This is a genomic window from Mycolicibacterium flavescens (assembly GCF_001722335.1).
GTDB lineage: Bacteria > Actinomycetota > Actinomycetes > Mycobacteriales > Mycobacteriaceae > Mycobacterium > Mycobacterium flavescens.
In genome coordinates this window covers 1-19,636 of the sequence record NZ_MIHA01000013.1, presented here as the reverse complement: position 1 = coordinate 19,636, position 19,636 = coordinate 1, and the positions used below count along the sequence as shown (strand labels likewise).

The 19,636-nt window shown below is 67.6% G+C and carries 17 protein-coding genes and 2 pseudogenes; 10 read left to right on the top strand and 9 right to left on the bottom strand.

The genetic code is table 11. From position 1 onward, the window contains the following. Window positions 1–3: 3 nt before the first annotated feature. Genes BHQ18_RS17595 through thiO form a run of 4 tightly spaced genes read right to left on the bottom strand, consistent with a single transcriptional unit; the run spans window position 4 to window position 2,750 of the window. On the bottom strand, window positions 4–753 hold the full coding sequence (locus BHQ18_RS17595; protein ID WP_069414935.1) for an SGNH/GDSL hydrolase family protein: 750 nt from the start codon (window positions 751–753) through the stop codon (window positions 4–6). Further along, window positions 750–1,511, bottom strand: a complete 762-nt coding sequence (gene thiG, locus BHQ18_RS17590; protein ID WP_069414934.1) for a thiazole synthase — start codon at window positions 1,509–1,511, stop codon at window positions 750–752. Before thiG ends, BHQ18_RS17595 begins: the two co-directional genes overlap by 4 nt. After that, window positions 1,504–1,701, bottom strand: coding sequence for a sulfur carrier protein ThiS (thiS, locus tag BHQ18_RS17585; RefSeq protein ID WP_069414933.1), 198 nt, complete (start codon window positions 1,699–1,701; stop codon window positions 1,504–1,506). Before thiS ends, thiG begins: the two co-directional genes overlap by 8 nt. After that, entirely contained in the window at window positions 1,698–2,750 is a 1,053-nt protein-coding gene (thiO, locus tag BHQ18_RS17580; RefSeq protein WP_165614570.1) for a glycine oxidase ThiO, read from the bottom strand. Before thiO ends, thiS begins: the two co-directional genes overlap by 4 nt. Window positions 2,751–2,850: 100 nt before the next feature. Between thiO and thiE the strand changes: the two genes are divergently transcribed. Continuing rightward, complete coding sequence (gene thiE, locus BHQ18_RS17575) at window positions 2,851–3,522, top strand: thiamine phosphate synthase (protein ID WP_069414932.1); 672 nt, start codon at window positions 2,851–2,853, stop codon at window positions 3,520–3,522. Here the strand turns inward: thiE and BHQ18_RS17570 are convergent. Then, the gene (locus tag BHQ18_RS17570) at window positions 3,506–4,012 is read right to left on the bottom strand and encodes an NUDIX hydrolase (protein ID WP_069414931.1); all 507 of its coding nucleotides are present in this window, start codon (window positions 4,010–4,012) and stop codon (window positions 3,506–3,508) included. The genes thiE and BHQ18_RS17570 overlap by 17 nt on opposite strands. 111 nt (window positions 4,013–4,123) lie before the next feature. Here BHQ18_RS17570 and glnX point away from each other — a divergent pair, with 111 nt between their 5' ends. The 3 genes from glnX to BHQ18_RS17555 are packed head-to-tail and all read left to right on the top strand — an operon-like array spanning window position 4,124 to window position 8,660. Further along, window positions 4,124–5,443 carry a protein kinase G-activating protein GlnX gene (glnX, locus tag BHQ18_RS17565; RefSeq protein WP_069414930.1) on the top strand — a complete coding sequence of 440 codons (1,320 nt, stop codon included), beginning with the start codon at window positions 4,124–4,126 and terminating at the stop codon, window positions 5,441–5,443. Further along, window positions 5,443–6,408 (top strand): glutamate ABC transporter substrate-binding protein, encoded by a 966-nt coding sequence (locus tag BHQ18_RS17560; RefSeq protein WP_069414929.1) that lies wholly within the window; start codon window positions 5,443–5,445, stop codon window positions 6,406–6,408. Before glnX ends, BHQ18_RS17560 begins: the two co-directional genes overlap by 1 nt. Continuing rightward, window positions 6,408–8,660, top strand: coding sequence for a serine/threonine-protein kinase PknG (locus tag BHQ18_RS17555; RefSeq protein WP_069414928.1), 2,253 nt, complete (start codon window positions 6,408–6,410; stop codon window positions 8,658–8,660). The genes BHQ18_RS17560 and BHQ18_RS17555 overlap by 1 nt, the downstream gene beginning before the upstream one ends. A 4-nt stretch (window positions 8,661–8,664) precedes the next feature. On the opposite strand, the gene BHQ18_RS17550 is transcribed toward BHQ18_RS17555, so the two are convergent. Then, on the bottom strand, window positions 8,665–9,030 hold the full coding sequence (locus tag BHQ18_RS17550) for a group I truncated hemoglobin (RefSeq protein ID WP_069414927.1): 366 nt from the start codon (window positions 9,028–9,030) through the stop codon (window positions 8,665–8,667). Between the two features lie 472 nt (window positions 9,031–9,502). On the opposite strand from BHQ18_RS17550, the gene BHQ18_RS17545 reads away from it, so the two are divergent. Further along, window positions 9,503–9,838, top strand: coding sequence for an STAS domain-containing protein (locus tag BHQ18_RS17545; protein ID WP_234794218.1), 336 nt, complete (start codon window positions 9,503–9,505; stop codon window positions 9,836–9,838). Here BHQ18_RS17545 and BHQ18_RS17540 read toward each other — a convergent pair. The 3 genes from BHQ18_RS17540 to BHQ18_RS17530 are packed head-to-tail and all read right to left on the bottom strand — an operon-like array spanning window position 9,773 to window position 13,944. After that, window positions 9,773–10,900, bottom strand: coding sequence for an acetate kinase (locus BHQ18_RS17540; RefSeq protein ID WP_069414925.1), 1,128 nt, complete (start codon window positions 10,898–10,900; stop codon window positions 9,773–9,775). The two genes, BHQ18_RS17545 and BHQ18_RS17540, sit on opposite strands and share 66 nt — an antisense overlap. Beyond that, entirely contained in the window at window positions 10,897–12,999 is a 2,103-nt protein-coding gene (gene pta, locus BHQ18_RS17535) for a phosphate acetyltransferase (RefSeq protein ID WP_069414924.1), read from the bottom strand. Before pta ends, BHQ18_RS17540 begins: the two co-directional genes overlap by 4 nt. A gap of 21 nt (window positions 13,000–13,020) precedes the next feature. Continuing rightward, window positions 13,021–13,944 carry an LLM class F420-dependent oxidoreductase gene (locus tag BHQ18_RS17530; RefSeq protein ID WP_069414923.1) on the bottom strand — a complete coding sequence of 308 codons (924 nt, stop codon included), beginning with the start codon at window positions 13,942–13,944 and terminating at the stop codon, window positions 13,021–13,023. Here BHQ18_RS17530 and BHQ18_RS17525 point away from each other — a divergent pair. The 5 genes and pseudogenes from BHQ18_RS17525 to BHQ18_RS17500 all read left to right on the top strand — a co-directional run. After that, a complete protein-coding gene (locus BHQ18_RS17525; RefSeq protein WP_234794217.1) occupies window positions 13,907–15,349 on the top strand; it encodes an alkaline phosphatase family protein in 1,443 nt (480 codons plus the stop codon). The two genes, BHQ18_RS17530 and BHQ18_RS17525, sit on opposite strands and share 38 nt — an antisense overlap. A 650-nt stretch (window positions 15,350–15,999) precedes the next feature. Next, window positions 16,000–17,514, top strand: a pseudogene (gene istA / locus BHQ18_RS17515) (IS21 family transposase). Next, complete coding sequence (gene istB / locus BHQ18_RS17510) at window positions 17,511–18,314, top strand: IS21-like element helper ATPase IstB (RefSeq protein WP_069414921.1); 804 nt, start codon at window positions 17,511–17,513, stop codon at window positions 18,312–18,314. The pseudogene istA and the gene istB overlap by 4 nt, the downstream one beginning before the upstream one ends. Before the next feature lie 129 nt (window positions 18,315–18,443). Next, entirely contained in the window at window positions 18,444–18,896 is a 453-nt protein-coding gene (locus BHQ18_RS17505; RefSeq protein WP_069414920.1) for an EVE domain-containing protein, read from the top strand. A gap of 40 nt (window positions 18,897–18,936) precedes the next feature. Then, window positions 18,937–19,510: pseudogene (locus tag BHQ18_RS17500) on the top strand (pirin family protein); the annotation flags it as partial. Between the last annotated feature and the right edge of the window lie 126 nt (window positions 19,511–19,636).

Genomic DNA, 19,636 nt, shown 5'->3' with positions numbered 1-19,636 from the left:
ATTTCAGCTCACCTGCGCCACAACCAGGTCCGCCACGGCGCGCATCCCGGCCGCGTTCGGATGCAACGGCGCCGGGCGACCGGGAAGCGGCAGCCCGAACCTCGTCGTCCACGGATCCGCCGACCACGCGTGGTGGGTTCGGCTGGCTTCGGCGACGCGCACCACCTCGCACCCCGTGGCCGCGGCCGCCTCGGCGGTCGCTTGCTCGAGCCCTTCGGCGAGACGGCGCCCCGTCGCGGCGTCGACGTCCGACAGCGGCGGCGCAGGGATACCCGCCGGCGGCAACAGCGTCAGATAGTCGACGAAGCACACCCGCGCCTGCGGACAGCGCCCACGCACCTGCCGTCCGACGTCCTCGAGCGCCGACCCGATCCCGGCGAGCGCCGCCTCGCGCGCATCCCGATCCACCAGCGCACCCAGCCGCGGCACGGCCCGCAGAACCCTTGGCAGCCCGGCGACCATCAGCATCGGCACATAGCCGATGTCGTTGCCGCCGATCGTGATCGTGACGAGTTCCTCGGTGCCGTCGAGCGCCGAAATCTGGGGCGCGGCACCGGGTTGCGGCGACGTCAGGATGTTGGCGGTGGTGGCACCGGAGTACGTCACGTCGACGAGGTCAAGGCCCAGCCGAGCGGCGACGAGGTGCGCGTAGTTCCGTTGTGAACGGCCGGCCCGCAACGGTGAACCCTTGACCCGAGGCCGAATGCCCGGGCCCGCGGCCATCGAACTGCCCAGCGCCACATAGCGGCTCATAGAGCGGGACTGGAAGCCTGCGCCCAGAACCGTTTGGGGATGCGGCCGGCCCGCCGGGCCAGCCGGCCCGCCGTCACGGCGGCGGCCATCGCCGCGGCCATCGTCGGCGGGTCCGCGGCACGCGTGACGGCAGTCGCCAAAAGTACAGCGTCACAACCTAATTCCATCGCCATCGCGGCGTCGCTGGCGGTGCCGATCCCGGCGTCGAGCACCACCGGCACCGAGGCGGCATCGACGATCATCTCGATGTTGTGGGGGTTGGCGATACCCAACCCGGTGCCGATCGGCGAACCCAGCGGCATCACCGCCGCACACCCGGTGTCCTCCAGCCGTCGCGCCAGCACCGGATCGTCGTTGGTGTAGGGCAGCACGGTGAAACCGTCATCCACCAATTGTTCTGCGGCCCTGACGAGTTCGACCGCGTCGGGAAGCAGCGTACGCTCGTCGGCGATGACCTCCAGTTTCACCCAGTCGGTGTGCAGCGCCTCACGCGCCAGCTGCGCGGTCATCACCGCCTCGGCCGCCCCGCGACAACCGGCGGTGTTGGGCAACGGTGTGATACCGAGCCGGCCGAGCAGGTCGAGCAGTCCGGTGCCGCCCTCGGCGTCCACCCGCCGCATCGCGACCGTCGTCAACTCGGTGCCGGAGGCGATCAGCGCCTCCTCGAGCACCGCCAGATTGGCCGCACCACCGGTGCCCATGATCAGCCGGGACCCGAACTCCCGACCGGCGATGGTCAGCTTCCCGGAATCAGCCACCCTGCACCGCCGTCACCACCTCCACGCGGGACCCGTCGGCCAGCGCGGTGTGCCATTCGGACTTCGGCAGCACCGACCAGTCCACCGCGACGGCGATGCCCTTCTCCGGGAAGCCCATCTGCTCCAGCAACCCGGCGACGGTGATCGCCGAATCGACTTCCACCGCTTTGTCGTTGACGGTGACCTTCATCGACCTACTCCAACCGTGACATCGAGCTCGGCCGCGATCCGCTGCGCAGTCCACGGCGCGAGCAGGAAACCATTTCTTCCATGACCCGCAGCCACCAGTGTGCGCTCGTCGAGCCGTTCGACGACCGGCAACCCGTCCGGGGTCATCGGCCGCAGCCCGGCTGCGCACTCGGCAAGTTCGTATTCCCCCAGCGCAGGCATCACCGCGCACGCGTCGTCGAGCAGTTCGCGCACACCGGTGACGGCGGGCGCGGTGTCACGGCCGTGTTCGTACTGGGTGGCGCCGACGACCACCCCGTCGGCGCGCGGCACCAGGTACACCTGCCTGCCGTGCACCCTGGCGCGGATCACGCGCTGCGGTACCGGCATACATCCGCGGCGCCACCGCAGCCGCAGCACCTCACCTTTGACCGGACGGATCGGCAGCCCGGGCCACAAGGTCGGCGCATCGATCCCGTTGGCGATCACCACCGTGTCCGCGTCGACCTCGGCGAGATCAGACACCGCGGACGCCCACTGCACGCCGAGCCGTTCACACAGTGCGGCCAGCGCGTCGACGACCGCGCGATTGTCAACGGCAAGTTCGGTTTCGGCTCGGAAGCCGTGCCGGATGCCCTGCGCGAGCAGCGGTTCGATGTCGCGTGCGCTCGACGTCATCGTCACCGGATGTCCCTGGGCGGCCAGCCACTCACCGACAGTCTTGAGGTCCGCGGCGTCGGCGCGGTCGACCGCGACCACCAGCGACTCCCGCGCGGTGACCACCTCGGCGGGCAGACCGTCGAGGAAGCCGCTGTGCCACAGCCGCAGCGACTCCAGCCCGATCCCGAGCAGCTTCTCCTCGCCCGGCCAGCCCTCGCTGTGCGGGGCGAGCATGCCGCCGGCCACCCACGACGCGCCGCGGACGTCGCTGCGGTGCACCCGCACCGACCACCCGTCCAGAAGCGCGCGGCGCGCGACCGCGAGCCCGATGACGCCGCCGCCGATGACGGCCAGCGTGCCGTTCGTCGCCGCGATGTTCCCTGAGTCCACGATCCCTCCCTTCGCCGGCATGACCCGGATCAGGTGTGACGGTAAGGGCGGCGCGCCCACTCTCAGCCCCCGTCCCGGGACTCCCGTGTCGAGTCCCCACCGTAGTCGCTAGCGTCGCGGTGTGCACAAACCTCGGGAACGCCTGGCTTCGGCATCGCTGTATCTGTGCACCGATGCCCGCCGCGAGCGCGGTGACCTCGCCGAATTCGCCGACGCGGCACTGGCCGGCGGGGTCGACATCATCCAGCTGCGCGACAAGGGCTCACCGGGTGAGCAGCGGTTCGGGCCGCTGGAGGCCCGCCAGGAACTCGAGGCGCTCGAGGTGCTCGGCGACGCCGCGCGACGGCACGGGGCGCTGCTGGCGGTCAACGACCGCGCCGACATCGCGCGGGCCGCGGGCGCCGACGTGCTGCACCTCGGCCAGGACGACCTGCCGCTTCGTGTTGCGCGCGACATCGTCGGCGCCGACACGGTGATCGGCCGGTCCACCCACGACGTCGAGCAGGTGCACGCCGCGATCGACGAAGCCGTCGACTACTTCTGCGTCGGGCCGTGCTGGCCCACCCCGACCAAACCGGGCCGCCCGGCTCCCGGCCTCGACCTGGTCCGGCACACCGCCGAGCAGCGCACCGACAAGCCGTGGTTCGCGATCGGCGGGATCGACGCGCAGCGGCTCGGTGAAGTGCTGGCGGCCGGTGCGCGCCGCGTCGTGGTGGTACGCGCGATCACCGCCGCCGACGACCCGCGCGCGGCCGCCGAGCACCTCAGGGGCGCCCTCACGGCTCGCGGTTGACCAGCAGCGGGATCGCCGCGGACTCCTGCCGCAGCAGCTGCCAGCTCGCGGCGAAGCCGGGGTGCAGCGGCAGGTCGGCGACCTCGTCGACCGACACCCACCGCAACTCGGCGCTCTCCCGGTTCGGCACGGTCGCCAGCATCTCCGGTGCGTCGGCGATCACGGTCGTGTAGCTCCAGCGGGCGCCGTCGGAGGCGACGACCTCCTTGGTGACCACGACCTTGCGGACCGTCACCAGGTCCTGGGCCAGCCCGGCCTCCTCGTGGGCCTCGCGGATCGCGGCCTCCTCGGCGGTCTCGTGGCTGTCGCGGGCGCCGCCCGGCAAACCCCAGGTCCCGCCCTGATGGCTCCACGCCGCCCGGTGCTGCAGCAGCACCGCGGGAGAACCGTCGCGGTCCGGTGCCCGCAACATCAGACCCGCCGCGCCGAACCGACCCCAGAAAGCCTGACGGCTGTCCGACACCACCCAGCCGTCACCATCGCCACGCACGCGTCAAGAATAGGGCCGCCCGCGCTGCCGGAAGCTCTTAGACTTCTTTCATAGAGTGAGAGCGGTCGAAACGACGAGCCGGAAAGCGATGCTGATGAGGTCCGCGCACACGTGACTGTGGAGTTGGCGCACCCGTCGACGGAACCGCTCGCATCGCGGTCACCGACCACCCCGTCGCACCCGCGTTGGTGGTTTCTGTGGACCACGCCCGGGCGGATCCTGACCATCGGGGTGGTGCTCTCGGCGCTGGTGATCGCCAGCGCGTTCGCCACCTCCACCACGATCAACGACCGTCAGCGGGCGCTGACCACGGTGCTCAACCACACCGAACCACTGGCGTTCGCCGCCGGTCAGCTGTACACGACGCTGTCGGTGGCCGACGCCGCCGCGGCGACGGCGTTCATCGCCGGCGCCGAACCCCGCGACGTGCGGCAGCGCTACGAACAGGCGATCACCGACGCGTCGGTGGCGGTCACCCGGGCCTCCAGCGGGCTGACCGACGAGGACCTCGTCCAGTTGCTCGGTCGGGTCAACGCGCAGCTGTCGGTGTACACCGGGCTCGTCGAGACCGCGCGCACCAACAACCGGTCCGGCAACCCGGTCGGGTCGTCGTACCTGTCGGAGGCGTCGGCGCTGATGCAGAGCCAGATCCTGCCGGGCGCGCAGCGGCTCTACGAGCTGACGTCGGACCGGGTGGACGCCGAGACCACCGCCTCCACCCGCATCCCCGGCCCGGTGATCCTGGTGGTGCTGGCGACGCTGCTGTTCGGGGCGTTCGCCAACCGCTGGTTGGCGCGGCGCACCCGTCGGCGCATCAACATCGGCTTCGTCGCCGGCGGGCTGGCGGTGCTGATCATGCTGATCTGGGTCGGGACGGCGCTGGTGATCTCGACGGCCGACAGCCGCAGCGCCAAGGGCACCGCCGCCGAATCGCTGAAGACGGTCACCAACCTGGCGATCACCGCGCAGCAGGCCCGCGCCGACGAGACACTGTCGCTGATCCGGCGCGGCGACGAGACAGTCCGCAAACAGTCCTACTACGAGCGCATCGACATGATGCAGGAGCAGCTGTCGGCGTACCTGGCCCGCGAAGACGCGATCGACAAGACCGATCTGGCCAACGTCGAGGAACTATTGCAGCGTTGGCGGGCGGCCGATGACCGGATCAACGCCTACATCAGCGTCGGCAACTACCAGGCCGCCACGCAGGTCGCGCTGGGCACCGGCGACGACGATTCGACGCCGGCGTTCAACAAGCTCGACGAGGCGCTGTCCAAGGGGATACAGGAGAGCCGCACCCAGCTGCGCAACGACATCGTCAACGCGCACCGGGTGCTGTCGGGGGCGACGGTGGGCGCCGCGGTGCTCAGCGTGGTGGCGGCGATCGCGGTGGCGCTGGGGTTGTGGCCACGATTGAGCGAGTACAGGTGATGAGCGTGTTGAGGGCGCTGGCGATGTGCTTGGCCGCGGGCCTGGTGCTGACCGGCTGCTCGCAGGTGGCGTCGACGACGTCGTTGCCGGGTGTCACGCTGGCGCCGCCCGCGCCGGCCGGGATGGAGGAGATCGCACCGGAACCGGTCCGCGTCCCCGAAGGCGGCGAGGACTGCGACCGCACCCAGAGCCTGCGCCCGTTCCCCACCAAGGCGCAGGCCGACGAGGCGGTGGAGAACATCCGGACCCGCGGCCGGTTGATCGTCGGGCTGGACATCGGCAGCAACCTGTTCTCGTTCCGCGATCCGATCACCGGTCAGATCACCGGGTTCGACGTCGACATCGCCGGTGAGATCGCGCGCGACATCTTCGGCACCCCGTCGCAGGTCGAGTACCGGATCATGTCTTCGGCCGACCGCATCGAGGCGTTGCAGAACAACCAGGTCGACGTCGTCGTCAAGACCATGACCATCACGTGTGAACGCAAGAAGCACGTCGGCTTCTCCACGGTGTACCTGACCGCGAACCAGCGCATCCTGGCCCAGCGCGACTCGACGATCCGGCAGCCCTCGGACCTGTCGGGCCGGCGGGTGTGTGTCGCCAAGGGCACCACGTCGCTGCAGCGGATCCAGCAGATCACCCCGCCGCCGATCATCGTCGGCGTGGTCACCTGGGCCGACTGCCTGGTGGCGTTGCAGCAGCTCCAGGTCGAGGCGGTCAGCACCGACGACTCCATCCTGGCCGGGCTGGTGTCCCAGGATCCGTACCTGCACATCGTCGGGCCCAGCCTCAACCAGGAGCCCTACGGCATCGGGGTGAACCTGCAGAACACCGGCCTGGTCCGGTTCGTCAACGGCACGCTCGAACGGATCCGCCGCGACGGGACGTGGAACACGTTGTACCGCAAGTGGCTCACGGTGCTCGGCCCCGCGCCCGCACCACCTGTCGCGAGGTACTCGGACTGATGACCCAGGACGACTTCCACGAGGAGGGGCCGGGCACGCAGCCCGCCAGCTTCGACGACATGGGCATGGACTCGGTCTCGACCGTGCGCCCGATGGCGACCCAAGCGGTGTTCCGTCCGCATTTCGACGACGATGACGACGGCATGTCGGCCGGCACCGGCGACACCGAACCGCAGGACCACTCCACGACGACGCGGGCGTTGTCGCGCACCCGGCGCCTCGGCGGCGGCCTGGTGGAGATCCCACGCGTGCCCGCGAAGGATCCGCTCGAGGCGTTGATGACGAATCCCGTTGTCGCCGAGTCGAAGCGGTTCTGCTGGAACTGCGGCCGCCCGGTGGGCCGCTCACACGGTGCGACCCCGGCCCGCTCCGAAGGCGAATGCCCGCACTGCGGCAGCTTCTACTCCTTTCTGCCGCAACTGAATCCGGGCGACATGGTCGCCGACCAGTACGAGATCAAGGGCTGTATCGCCCACGGCGGGCTGGGCTGGGTCTATCTGGCGTTCGACCACAACGTCAACGAGCGTCCGGTGGTACTCAAGGGTCTGGTGCATTCCGGGGACGCCGAGGCGCAGAAGATCGCGATGGCCGAACGCCAGTTCCTGGCCGAGGTCACCCATCCGGGGATCGTGAAGATCTACAACTTCGTCGAGCACGCCGACAAGCACGGCAACCCGGTCGGCTACATCGTGATGGAGTACGTCGGCGGAACGTCGCTCAAACAGGCCAAGGGCGAGAAGCTCCCGGTGGCCCAGGCGATCGGCTACATGCTCGAGATCCTGCCCGCCCTGGGCTATCTGCACTCGATCGGGTTGACCTACAACGACCTCAAACCCGAGAACATCATGATCACCGAGGAGCAGCTCAAGCTCATCGACCTCGGCGCGGTGTCGACCATCAACTCGTTCGGCTACCTCTACGGGACTCCCGGCTACCAGGCTCCCGAGATCGTGCGCACCGGACCGACCGTCGCGACCGACATCTACACCGTCGGGCGCACTCTGGCCGCGCTGACCCTCAAACTGCGCACCCGCAAGGGCCGCTACGTCGACGGCCTGCCCGAAGACGACCCGGTTCTGGTCGAGTACGACTCGTTCGCCCGGGTGCTGCGGCGCGCGATCGACCCCGATCCCCGGCGCCGGTTCGCCGGCTCCGACGAGATGTCCGGGCAGCTGCTCGGGGTGCTGCGCGAAGTCGTCGCCAAGGACACCGGTTCACCGAAACCCGGTCTGTCGACGGTCTTCTCACCCACCCGCTCGACGTTCGGCATCGACCTGCTGGTCGCGCACACCGACGTCTACCTCGACGGCCAGGTGCACTCCGAACGGCTGACCGCGCAGGAGATCGTCAAGGCGCTGCCGGTCCCACTGGTCGACCCCACCGATGTCGGCGCGCCCGTGTTGTCGGCCAGCGTGGTGAGCCAACCGGTGCAGACGCTCGACCAGTTGCGGGCGGCGCGGCACGGCGCGCTGGACTCCGAGGGCATCGACCTGTCGGATTCGGTCGAACTGCCGCTGATGGAGGTGCGCGCACTGCTGGACCTCGGAGATGTCGCCAAGGCCAGCCGCAAGCTCGACGACCTCGCCGAGCGGGTGGGCTGGACCTGGCGGGTCATCTGGTTCAAGGCCGTCTCCGAACTGCTGACCGCCGACTACGACTCGGCGACAAAGCATTTCACCGAGGTGCTCGACACCATGCCCGGCGAGCTGGCCCCGAAGCTGGCGCTGGCGGCCACCGCCGAACTGGCCGGGACCTCCGACGCCGGCAAGTTCTACAACACCGTGTGGTCCACCGACAACGGCGTGATCTCGGCCGGGTTCGGGCTGGCCCGCGCCCAGTCGGCGGCCGGGGAGCGAGACGCCGCGGTCAAGACGCTCGACAAGGTGCCCGCGATGTCACGGCACTTCACCACCGCCCGGCTCACCAGCGCCGTCACGCTGCTGTCCGGGCGCAGCGCCAGCGAGATCACCGAACAACAGATCCGCGACGCCGCCCGCCGGGTGGAGGCGCTGCCCGACACCGAACCGCGGGTTCTGCAGATCCGCGCGCTGGTGCTGGGCACCGCGATGGACTGGCTGGCCGACAACACCGCCAGCACCAACCACATCCTGGGTTTCCCGTTCACCGAGCACGGGCTGCAACTCGGGGTGGAGGCCTCGCTGCGGGCACTGGCGCGGGTGGCGCCCACCCAGGCGCACCGCTACGCGCTGGTCGACCTCGCCAACAGCGTGCGGCCGACGAGCACGTTCTGAGGCTTCAGGCCACGCTCGACGAGGCGATGTCGGCGCTCAACGGCGCAATGGCCGCGAGGATCTCGGCGGTGGTGTCGGCGGGCACCCCGGCCGCGTCGACGCTGGCGGCCAGGTGCCCGGCGACCAGGTTGAAGTGGTGCACGGTGATGCCGCGGCCCTGATGCACCTGGCGCATCGGAGCGCCGGTGTACGGGTCGGGGCCGCCGAGCGCGGCGGCGAAGAACTCGACCTGCCTGCCCTTGAGTCGCGGCATGTGGGTGCCGGTGAAGAAGCCGCTCAACTGGTCGTCGGCGAGTACGCGGCGGTAGAAGTCGTCGACCACCACCTCGAGGGCCTCGTGGCCACCGATCCGCTCGTAGATGCTCGACATCTGACCTTCCTCCCGCTCGGCTGCACCCCAGTGAAGGCCACCCCGGTTGCCTCGCCGTTTCGCGCGGTTGCCGACCGGCAAATTCGTCCTCACCACGGACACCGGCGGCCTGTGAGCTTGAACCGGGCCTACGGAATCCGCAGCGAGAACCAGCAAACCAGCGTTCTGAGGACCTTCGTTACAGCGTCCGCCCATGTCGTCACACGGATAGTCAAGCCGCGGATTTCGTAGTAATCTGCGTCACAGGTTGAGGTCACAGCCGACTGCAGACGTCATCGATGTAGGGCTGAACCCAGAGGACACGGGCCGCCCTGACGACATCCGCGGGATCAAAAGCGTCTCAACGAGCAGGGAGTGCGCCGTGACTGCGATAGGCACATGCCGGGTGTTCCGTCCCGACCCCAGCACGTTCGATCAGTGCGAGCGTCATCACCGAGGCACCTTCTCCGCGACCCACGCGCAAAACTGGACGGTGGTCGTCACCGTCGACGGCGAAGTCGACGCCGCCAACAGCCGAGCCCTCGCGACGTACGTGGAAGGGCAGGTCGCCGGGGCGCGCCGGCTGGTGATCGATCTGCGGTTGGTCGACTTCTTCGGCACAACCGGTTTCGCCGCCCTGCACTACATCAACGTGATCTGCTCGCGCAACGGCATCGACTGGCAGGTGCGCTGCGGCAGGCAGGTCCGCCGGCTGCTGGCCATCTGCGACCCCGCATGCACCCTGCCGCTGGAGAAGACCCGCTCACTGCTCGATGAGATCGACACAGGCGCGGGCGATCGCCAACTCCTCATCAGTGGGAACAACTAGCACCGTCGTCGGCGACGTCTCCGCCGAGATCCGCCGGATCGTGCCGTTCGGTTCCGCGTTGAGCTGTTCGTCGAGTTCGATTCCCAGCGGTGCCATTCCGCTCAACGCATCCCGCCGCACCGCGGCGTCGTTCTCCCCCACGCCCGCGGTGAACACGATCACGTCGGCGCCGCCCAGCACTGCGAGGTAGGCGCCGATGTACTTGCGCAGCCGGTGGATGTACACGTCGTAGGCCTGACACGCCTTCGCATCACCGGCGTCGATGCGCTGGTGCAGGACGCGGAAATCGATCTCGCCGCCCAGACCGCGCACACCGGAGTTGCGGTTGAGCATGTTCTCGATGTCCTCGACGCTCATTCCCGCGGTGCGCCACAGATACACCAGCACTCCAGGGTCGATGTCGCCGGAGCGGGTGCCCATCACCAGGCCTTCCATCGGAGTCAGCCCCATCGACGTGTCCACCGGGCGTCCGCCGACGATCGCCGATGCCGACGCGCCGTTGCCCAGGTGCAGCACGATCTGACGCAGCGAGTCCAGTGGGGCGCCGAGGAATTCGGCTGCCTGTTGGCTGACGTACTCGTGCGACGTGCCGTGAAATCCGTACCGGCGCACGTCCCACCGCTCGGCCACGTCGCGGTCGATCGCATACATCGCCGCTGCGGGCGGCAGGTCGTGAAAGAACGCGGTGTCGAAGACCGCGATGTGCGGCAGCTGCGGCAGCGCCCGGCGTGCCACCTCGATTCCCTGCAGCGCCGGCGGATTGTGCAGCGGCGCAAGCGGTGACAGCTGCTCGATCTTGGCGACCAGCGCGTCGTCGACGAGGGTGGGCGCGAAGATGTCGGGACCGCCGTGCACCACCCGGTGACCGACGGCGACCAGGTTCGCCATGTCGTCGGCCAGGCGCTCGAACACCACCTGCAGCGCGGCCGCGTAGTCGGCGACCTCGCTGTCACCGATCCGCTCGACGATCCCGTCGGACCTGGTGTTCCCCGAGTCCGCCTCCACCACCGCGTATTTGAGCGACGAGGAGCCGGAGTTGAGTACCAGCACGTTCCGGTTCACAGGCTCTGCGCCTGGATCGCGGTGATGGCGACCGTGTTCACGATGTCTTCGACCAGCGCGCCGCGGGACAGGTCGTTGACCGGCTTGTTCAGGCCCTGCAGCACCGGACCGATCGCGATGGCACCCGCACTGCGCTGGACGGCCTTGTAGGTGTTGTTGCCGGTGTTGAGGTCCGGGAAGATCAGCACCGTCGCCCGTCCGGCCACCTTCGAGTCGGGCATCTTCGATTTCGCCACCGACGGTTCCACCGCGGCGTCGTACTGGATGGGTCCGTCGACGAGCAGGTCGGGTTCGCGGTGGCGCACCAGATTCGTTGCGGTGCGGACCTTGTCGACGTCCGCGCCGGTGCCGCTGGTGCCCGTCGAGTAGGACAGCATCGCAACCCGCGGTTCGATGCCGAAGCGGGCGGCGGTGTGGGCCGAGGAGACCGCGATGTCGGCGAGTTGTTCTGCGGTCGGGTCCGGCACGATCGCGCAGTCACCGTAGGCGAGCACCCGGTCGGCGAGGCACATCAGGAAGATGCTCGACACCGTGGACACGCCGGCCGTCGTGCGGATGATCTCGAAGGCGGGCCGCACGGTGTGCGCGGTGGTGTGCCTGGCGCCCGAGACCATCCCGTCGACCATGCCGTTGTGCACCAGCATGGTGCCGAAATACGAGACGTCGTGGATGATCTCGCGGGCCTGTTCGACGGTGACGCCTTTGTGCTTGCGCATCTCGGCGTACTGTTCGGCGAACTTGTCGCACAGCTCGCTGGTCTTCGGGTCGATCACCACAGCGCTGGCCAGGTCGGCGCCGAGTTCTGCTGCGCGGGCGCGAATCTGGGCTTCGTCGCCGAGGATGGTCAGGTCCGCGACACCGCGTTGCAGGAGCCGGCCCGCCGCGGTCAGAATGCGGTCGTCCTCACCTTCGGGAAGCACGATGCGCTTGCGGTCCGAGCGGGCCCAGTCCAGCAACTGGTAGGTGAACATCTGCGGGGTCACCACGGTGGGGATCGGGATCGACAAGCGGGACAACAGGTCCGCGGTGTCGACGTGGGTGTCCATCAGCGACAGCGCGGTGTCGATCTTGCGTACCGACGTCGACGTCACCCGTCCGCGGGCCGCGGCCACCCGGCTCGCGGTCTCGAACGTGCCGAACGGTGTCGTGATGATCGGCACCCGCAGTCCCAGCCCGGCGACCAGCGTCGCGATCGCCGGGTGCAGCTCAAGACCACCGTTGAGGATCAGGCACGACAGCGACGGAAACCCCTCGGCGACATGGGCGCTGAGCACCGCCAGCACCACGTCGGAGCGGTCGCCGGCGGTGATCACCGCGACTCCCTCGGTGAGCCGCTCGAGCACGTGCTCGGCCGTCATCCCGGCGACCAGGACGTGCATCGCCTCGCGCGTCAGCAGGATGTCGTCCCCACCGATCACCGTGCCCTCGACGGCCTGCTGCAGTTCGGTGACCGACGGCGCGACCAGCAGCGGCTCCTCGGGCAGCGCGTAGCAGGTGGGGCCGAAGCCTTTCAGGGCGTCGACGACCGCGCTCAGCGCGGCCGGGTCGCACCGGTTGGCGACCACCGCCGCGGTGTGGGCGTGCTGGGCGGCGATCTCGCCGAGACAGATGTCCACGATGTGGGCGACCTGGTCGGGGCTGCGGTCCTTGGCCTTGACGGCCAGCACGACCGGTGCGCCGAGGTTGGCGGCGATGCGGGCGTTGGTCGACAGTTCCGACGGCGCGGCGACGTCGGTGTAGTCGCTGCCGACGATCAGCACCGCGTCGCACTTCTCGGCCATCCGGTGGTAGCGGTCGACGATCTCGCCGAGCGCGCCGTCGGGGTCGTCGTGCAGCTGTTCGTAGCCGACGCCCACGCAGTCCTCGTACGGCAACCCGGCGGTGCTCTGCCCGAGCAGCAACTCGAGGATGTAGTCACGGTCCTCACCGAGCCGGGTGATGGGACGGAAGACGCCGACGCTGGCGACGGTGGCGGTCAGCCGGTGCATCAGGCCCAGTGCGATCGTCGATTTGCCGGTGTCGCCCTCGGGTGATGCGACGTAGATCGCGAACGCCCCGTCACGCGACGACCACGAACCGTTCTTGGGCGTCTCCGACACGCGTCCCAGACTGCCAAAGTCTCACCGCTCGCGCATCAGCGGATCCCGGAACGGCTCGGTGAGCTCGGCGAGGTGGTCGAGGAACGCCAGCGCGGCGTCGCGGTCGGCCCCGGCGGCGCGGAAGAAGACGCATTCGTCCACGCCGCCGTCGGCGAGGACCGCGATCTCGTCGGCGGTGAGCGGTGCGCTGGTCCTCGCGGTGTCGGCGGTGGGGTCGGTGAACCCGCGCCGGTCGGCGCCGATCAGCGTCACCGGGATGTTTCCGCGCCCGGCATCGTCGGCGCGGCGGCGCAGTTCGGCGACATCGGCGACCAACGACTCCGGCGGGCCGAGCAGGTTCGGCGCCCAGCCGTCGCCGTACTCGAGCACCCGGTCGAACACCGTCGGCCCGTTACCGCCGATCAGCACCGGCAGGTGCGGCTTCTGCGCGGGTTTGGGCCACGAGTAGATCGGGTCGAAGTCGACGAAATCACCGTGGAACTCGGCGCGCTCCTGCGTCCAGATCTGCTTGAGCGCCAGCACCCGCTCCCGCATCAACGCCATCCGGGTTCTCGGGTCGGTGCCGTGGTTGGCCATCTCCTCGCGCAACCAGCCCGCGCCGACGCCGAGCCGCATGCGGCCGCCGGAGAGGACGTCGAGCGAGGCGGCTTCCTTGGCCAGCGTGATCGGGTCGCGCTGGACGATCAGCGCGATACCGGTGCCCAGCGAAAGCCGCTCGGTCGCGGCGGCCGCGGCGGCCAGCGCGACTAACGGGTCCAGCGACCGCAGGTAGTCGTGCGGCGGCATGTCGGTGTCCGGCGGTGGCGGCGCCGCGACCGGGTAGTGCGTGTGCTCGCTGACGAACAGCGAGTCGAAGCCGCGCTCCTCCAGCGCGACGGCGAGTTCGTCGGGCCGCAGCCCCTCGTCGGTGGCGAACGTGCAGACCCCGAACCTCCGCGTCGACAAACATCCCCGTTTCGTCGTCGATCTCACCGGTAACGGCCACGCCGATATCGTCGGATTCGGCGACGACGGCATCTGGGTGGCTGGAAGTCGCGGTGACGGTACGTTCCAAGACCCGCTCTTTGCTCTCGCAGATTTTGGCCGTCATTCGAATCAAGACACGGTGGTAAGACGGGAGCGCATTCGCGATCATCGGCATCGAGACCGTATCAAGCATGTCTTTGTGCTAATGCTTGAGAACCGATGTTACGACCATTTATTGGGATTCGCGGATATCAGCGGTACTGACGCGGCGACCGGGCAGCCTACCACAGCCGACGGCCTCAAAGGCACAGAATTCAATTGCTACGGCGGCGAACGATTCTTCGTGCAAAAAGGCGCTCCGGACATCACGGTCCCACCGGGTCACGATTTCTTAGCCGTACTGGAACAGCTGTGCGGCCAGTATGTTGCCTTCACGCCGGACGGTCCGTACCCCGAGGTCAACAACACAGGCTTTCTCTCGCAGCTCACCAAGGTTGAGGGCGGGTTCTTCCATGACCGGGGTCAGGAGATCATGCGATGCTTCAGCCCTGACCAGGTGCCGATTCTGACTACGCTGGCTCGAGAGTTCGCTGTCTGCGATCGTTGGTTCTGTTCGATGCCCGGATCGACCGAGCCGAACCGAATGTTCCTCAGTGCCGCGACGAGCGGAAATTTCGACGACTCTCCGACGAAATGGGAGATAGTAGAAGCAAGTACGAATCACTTCGGGGGATTCGAATTCGAGGGCGGAACGATTTTCAAGTTGCTCGATGAAGCCGACATCAAGTGGCGGATCTACGCCGGCGATCACTTTCCCGTTGTTGGAGAGCTGGATGGGATCAGTAACACGTTCGATGTGCGCGACTTTGAGGACTTCGCTGGAGATCTCCAGGATCCGACTTTCGATGCTGCATTCATTCACCTCGAACCGGATTACTTTGGTGGCCTTCTGAATACGGGAGATTTCACGAAAGGCAACTCTCAGCATCCACTGGGCGGAGTTGCGGCGGGTGAGCGTCTGATCAAAGCGACCTACGAGGCCATCCGCAGGTCACCTCATTGGCAAAACAGCATGCTGATCGTCACCTACGACGAACATGGCGGATTCTATGATCACGTGGCCCCTGAGGGGGCTACGCCCACTGGCTCGAGCGGTCGGACTCACGGATTCAAGTTCGACCAATTAGGACCCCGCGTTCCCGCCGTCGTTGTCTCCCCGTGGATTCCCCGAAATACCGTTGAGCATCGCCTGATGGAACACACGTCAGTCATCGCAACACTGATGGATCTCTTCGACCTGCCGCCGTTGCGACACGCGCGCGAGCCCGGCTGTGGATTGGCACATTTGGCGAATCTGCCGCAACCAAGAACCGACCGCCGATGAGACTTCCCGATGTCGTTGTCAGCAATCTGCCAGCAGGACAGATGCCTCGGATAGCGCCGAACCAGCCGGTGTCTGAGGACGACAGCCTCATCGCGACTGCTGTAAGGGTCGCAGCAATAGAGGAAATGGCTCTCGAACCGGCGCGGCGATCCGAGGTCGTTTCGCGGGTCGCCGGTGTACGAACCAGCGCAGACGCCGTTGCCTTCCTCAGGGAGGTGGAAGAAAAGATGGAGTCAGCGAGGGTCCTTCATGGTTGACAGGAGACGGCGGTCCCGCCAGCACAGGCAGGCGCAAGCATCGCCGTGATGCTGTTCGGCTAGAAGCGCCCGTCCAGCGAGTTTCAGCCGCTTGATGCCGGCACCGCCTTCTCGTTGTAGCCGCGCTTGCCCCACGGCGGCTTCTCGAAGGTGATGCTGCGCAGATAATCGGCCGTGACGGCGCCGTCGCTCATGGCGTCAGAGTAGTGCCCGAGTTATCCACAGGGCGTGTCCGTGGCCATGAAAAAGTCCCCACTGGTGGCCAAGTGGAGGTCCCCAATGGTGGCCAGATAAAAGTTTCCACCCCGTGTTCGTCGTGTCGATCAGGAACTGCGGGCCCCGATGGTGACGGTGAAGGTGCCAACCAGTCATCGTCACCATCGGGGAGTTCCATTGAAGTCTGCGAAGGACCGCATGGACATCATTTCTGCCTATCACGAACTCGGGTCGTACCGAGCCGCCGCCGACGAGTGCGGCACCACCCACAAGACCGTCAAACGGATCGTGGACAAGTTCGAAGCCGACCAGGCCGGGGTGCCGCCGCCACCTCGTGTCGAGCGCGAACACAATTATGACGCGGTCGCCGAGTTGGTCGCGGCGCGAGTGGAGAAATCGCATGCCCGGATCTCGGCGAAGCGACTCCTGCCGATTGCCCAGACCGCGGGATATTAGGGCTCGGACCGCAATTTTCGTCGCCTGGTCGCCGAGGCGAAGAAGCGGTGGCGCAGTACCCATCACCGGGGACGCCGCCCCGCGGTGTGGACCCCGGGTGAGTACCTGGTCATCGACTGGGCCACCGTGGGTGGGCTGCACCTGTTCTGCGCAGTGCTGGCCCATTCACGGTGGCGCTTCGCAGCATTCGCTATCGACGAGAAGGCCACCACCACAATGGCGTTGATCGCTGAAGCGTTGGCCGCGATCGGCGGGGTGCCGCACAAGGTGCTCGCCGACCGGATGGGCTGCCTCAAGGCCGGGGTAGTCGCCAACCTGGTGGTCCCCACCCCCGGACTACGTCCGGTTCGCGACCCACTACGGGTTCGCACCAGACTTCTGCCACGCCGCCGATCCCGAATCCAAAGGCATCGTGGAGAACCTGGCCGGCTACGCCCAACGCGACCTGCTGTGCCGTTGTTCACCGAAGCCGAGATCGCGGGGCGGTCGGTGAGCGTGCACGAGGCCAACGCCGCCGCGCGTCAGTGGTGTGTCGAGGTCAACGCGCGGGTGCACTCGGAGATCTGCGCGGTTCCCGAGCAGCGACTGCTCGCAGAGCGAGAGGTGCTCAGGCCGTTGCCGTCTCTGCGTCTGCAGATCGGTCCGCCGCCGGTGACCCGCAAGGTGGATCGACTCTCGTGTGTGCGGTTCGCCTCAGCCCGCTACTCGGTACCGACCCGCCTGATCGGGTCGACCGTCATCTTGGTTCAACGCGACGGCCAACTGCTCATCGTCGAACAGTCCTGCGGTGAGGTGGTCGCTGAACACGACCTGGCGATGCCAGGAACCTCCTCGGTCCTCGATGAGCACTACGAACGCCCACGGCAGGCACCCAGCCGCCAACCGCGCCCCAGAACTACTGCTGAGAAACAGTTCTGCGCCCTGAGCGATAGCGCCGAGAAATTCCTCATCGGGGCCGCCGCAATCGGTAACAGCCGATTGCCCGCCGAACTGGACCTGCTGCTGGCCTTGGGTGCCGCTCACGGCACCGACGCCCTGGTTGCGGCGTTGAATCGGGCGGTGGCGTTCAAACGGTTCCGCGCCGCCGATGTGCGGTCCATCTTGGCCGCCGGGGCCGGTGCTCCGCAGCCACGTCCAGCCGGCGAGGCGTTGATCCTTGATCTGCCCGTCGCTCCGACCCGGTCGCTGGACGCCTACAAAGTCGGCCCGGTCGCCGAGAACGGGGTGACTCCATGACGACGTCGGCTACAGAATCGAAAACGAAACCGGTGCCACCACAGTCAGTACCGGTACTGGCAGCCGATCTCGATGCCGGGCTGCGTCGACTCAAACTCGCCGCGATCCGGCGCACGGCACCCGAAGTCCTGCTCACCGCGAAAACCCAGCGCTGGACCCCCGAGGAAGTGCTACGCACCCTCGTCGAGACAGAGCTCGCGGCCCGCGATGCCTCCAACATCGTCAACCGCCTCAAGGCTGCTGGGTTCCCGGTCACCAAGACCTTGGAGTCCTTCGACATCAAAGCATCCTCGATAAAGCCGAAGGTGTTCGACTACCTGTCGAGCCTGGAATGGATCCGCACTCAACAGAACCTGGCGATCATCGGACCCGCTGGGACTGGCAAGTCGCACACCCTGATCGGGCTCGGGATCGCCGCGATCCACGCCGGGCACAAAGTCCGCTACTTCACCGCCGCCGATCTCATCGAAACCCTCTACCGAGGGCTGGCCGACAACACCGTCGGCAAGAGCATCGAATCGCTGTTACGCGTCGACCTCATCATCCTCGACGAGCTGGGCTTCGCACCCCTGGATGACACCGGCACCCAACTGCTGTTCCGCCTGGTTGCCGGCGCCTACGAACGCCGGTCCCTGGCCATCGGTTCGCACTGGCCCTTCGAACAATGGGGTCGCTTCCTGCCCGAGCAGACCACCGCAGTCAGCATCCTCGACCGACTCCTGCACCACGCGACCGTCGTAATCACCGCCGGCGACTCCTACCGCATGAAAGACGCCAAACACCACAAGGAGGACACCTAACCAACCCATGAACTATCCGCACGGGGCGGGGACTTTTACCTGGCCACCAGTGGGGACATCAAACTGGCCATTGACAGGGCGGGCGGTCGGGCCCTGTGGAATGTCGGGCCGCAGGCATAGCGTGCGGTCATGACGAACTGGATCAACACGGTCAGCCGCGACCACGTCGAGCGCGGTGTTCGCGGCCGTTTCACTCAGGCCAACCACGGCAAGCCGCACATGCTGCGCAAGATGTCCCGGGGAGACTGGATTGTCTTCTACTCCCCGAAGACCGCCTATCCCGACGGGCAGCCGCTGCAGGCGTTCACCGCGATCGGTCAGGTCGCCGACGACGAGCCCTACCAGGCGGAGATGACGCCGGACTTTCTACCGTGGCGTCGCAACGTAGACTTCCTCGACTGTGTCGAGACGCCGATCCGGCCGCTGCTCGACGATCTCGACTTCATCGAGGACAAGTCCCGCTGGGGGTATAAATTCCGCTTCGGCGTCTTCCGGATCGATGACCACGACCTCGAGGTGATCCGCGCTGCGATGGTGCCGCAGGCGTGTGCGTCACTGATGCCCGCACCTCCGTCTCGCTGACCTGCTCCTCCGCCGGACCGGCAGCGCCTACGCTGGCGGGATGAGCAACACCGACCCCGCCCCCGCCGAAGTCGATTGCGTCACTTCGACGTTCGCGGGTGTCCTGCACCCACGCGAGGTCCCGCTGGGCGGTCCGCGGGCCATCCGGGTTCGGCGCACGCTTCCGCAACGGGAAACGGTCGCTGATCGGCGCGTGGTGCTTCGCCGATCACTACGGCCCGCAACACGTGCGCGGGGGCACGGGTATGGACGTGCCCCCGCACCCTCACACCGGGCTGCAGACGGTGAGCTGGCTGTTCAGCGGCGAGGTCGAACACCGTGACAGCGCCGGCGTGCACGCGATGGTGCGACCGGGTGAGCTGAACCTGATGACCGCGGGCGCGGGCATCTGCCACTCCGAGGTCTCCACGGCGTTGACGACCGTGCTGCACGGCGCGCAGCTGTGGGTCGCGCTGCCCGAGTCCGACCGCGACACCGGCCGTGACTTCGCGCACTACGCACCCGCCCCTGGGCACACCGGCGGCGTGACCACCAGGGTGTTCCTCGGCGAGCTCGACGGCCACCGCTCGCCCGTGCACACCTTCACCCCGCTGCTCGGGGCGCAGTTGGACCTCTAGGAGTCTGCTGAATTAATACGGTGTGCCGGGTCGGTTTGTTCTGGGTTTTTGGGGATGATTGATCGGTGCAGGGTCGCTCTGATGATCAGCGTGAATTGTTGGATGCCGAATCGGTTGCCGGGC